The organism is Xanthomarina maritima (genome assembly GCF_008084905.1).
GTDB classification, from domain to species: domain Bacteria; phylum Bacteroidota; class Bacteroidia; order Flavobacteriales; family Flavobacteriaceae; genus Xanthomarina; species Xanthomarina maritima.
This window is the reverse complement of record NZ_VSFC01000026.1, coordinates 1-1,753: the sequence shown is the minus strand read 5'-3', so window position 1 is coordinate 1,753 and position 1,753 is coordinate 1. Positions and strand designations below refer to the sequence as shown.

Sequence of the window (1,753 nt, the reverse complement as noted above, 5' to 3'; positions counted from 1 at the left end):
TAAACTTTATACTTAAAATTTTTAGTATATTTAGTCAAAATATTTGCCCTTGGAATCTATTATTAATTATTTCGAAACCATTCCATCTCTTCACAGAGGCTTGCTTTTAGCTGGAGGAATCACTTTTTTTTGGATGCTTGAAGGAGCATTTCCACTTTTTAAATTTAATTATAAAAAATGGCAACATGCTTGGCCTAATTTCTTTTTTACACTTACTACCATAATAATCAACTTTGGTTTAGCATTTATTTTGTTGCAATCTGCAGATTGGGTAAAAGCAAATAATTTTGGTATTATTAATTGGTTACCATACATGCCATTATGGTTGTATGTAGTTTTAGGTGTATTGTTGTTAGACTTTTTTGGTGCTTATTTGGCACATTATGTAGAGCATAAAATAAATTTGTTGTGGATGATACATTTAGTTCATCATACAGATCATAAAGTAGACACAACTACAGGAAACAGACATCATCCTATAGAAAGTGTAATTAGGTTTATATTTACTTTATTTGGTGTTTTTATAGTAGGAACACCAATAGCCATCGTGTTTATATATCAATCGTTATCTGTTGTTTTTACTCAATTAACACATGCTAATATTAAGTTGCCTAAAAAGGTAGATAAAATAATTAGCTATGTGTTTATTTCTCCAGACATGCATAAAATCCACCATCATTATGTTTTACCATACACAGACTCAAATTATGGTAATATATTTTCTATTTGGGACAGGTTGTTTGGTACTTTTATGACTTTAGATAGAGAAAAACTAGTTTATGGTGTGGATGTATTTCCAGATGAAATAAAAAATAGTAGTATTAAAGAGCTATTAAAACAGCCATTTCAAAATTATCAAAGACCAACAATCTTGCCAGAAAAAAAGGAGTTTTAAATAGATGATATTCAGTGCTTTTCCACAGGTTATTAACATTTTAATGTATTTCTACTGATTTTTTGGTAGTTTATGGAGTATTTTTAGTTTGGAATATAAATTCATTTAGCTTTAGCTTGAGGATTAATTAGTTACTGTTGAATTCAAGGATTGTAGAATTTAATAGTATATATATTGAAAACATTATTACTTGCACTTAGTCTTAGTTTCTTTACTAATTTCATTTTCTCGCAAACAGAGTTTGCAAGAATTGAGAAGAATTCAAACATACAGGCCAACATACTTTTTCACGACCTTAACAAATCAAAGGACACTTTGTTGTTAAAAAGCGAGTCTGAAATTTTACACATTTATTCAATCAATTCTGATTATAAGAGAGAAATAGATGTTTATTTAGGAGAAACCGATTTACAAATTCCACTTTCAAAATTAACCAAAGGGAAACATGTTATGGTTGTAGATTTAAATCCTAAAAAAATAATATTTGTAATTTATATAAACGATAACCTTCCAGTTGCCTCAATTGAAAATTAATAAATTTGAATTCTAATTACATTTTTATTTACAGAGTTTTATATTAAGTTTAGATCAAAATATCTTCACAGAAAAGTATTTTGGTCTATTATTGATGGGAATTTATCGAGTATTTAACTTTTTTATAGGTTAATACCTTGATATTTTGTACTTTAATAACGTTCGACAAAGGATTGATTATAGCAATAAACACATTTGTTAAACAAAATTTATTCATTATGAAGTCCCAGAAATTTATAATGTTTATCTTTTTAATTGTTGCTATTATTAATACATCTTTTAGTCAAGATGTAGTTTATTCTGCAATTTTTAAAAATGTAAATA

Annotated in this window: 2 protein-coding genes; both read left to right on the top strand. The window is 26.9% G+C overall.

Translation table 11 applies throughout. The features are described 5' to 3' along the window. Positions 1-49: 49 nt before the first annotated feature. Positions 50-895 carry a sterol desaturase family protein gene (locus FVF61_RS05535; protein ID WP_148454206.1) on the top strand — a complete coding sequence of 282 codons (846 nt, stop codon included), beginning with the start codon at positions 50-52 and terminating at the stop codon, positions 893-895. A gap of 174 nt (positions 896-1,069) precedes the next feature. Beyond that, a complete protein-coding gene (locus FVF61_RS05530; RefSeq protein ID WP_148454204.1) occupies positions 1,070-1,429 on the top strand; it encodes a hypothetical protein in 360 nt (119 codons plus the stop codon). Positions 1,430-1,753: the final 324 nt, after the last annotated feature.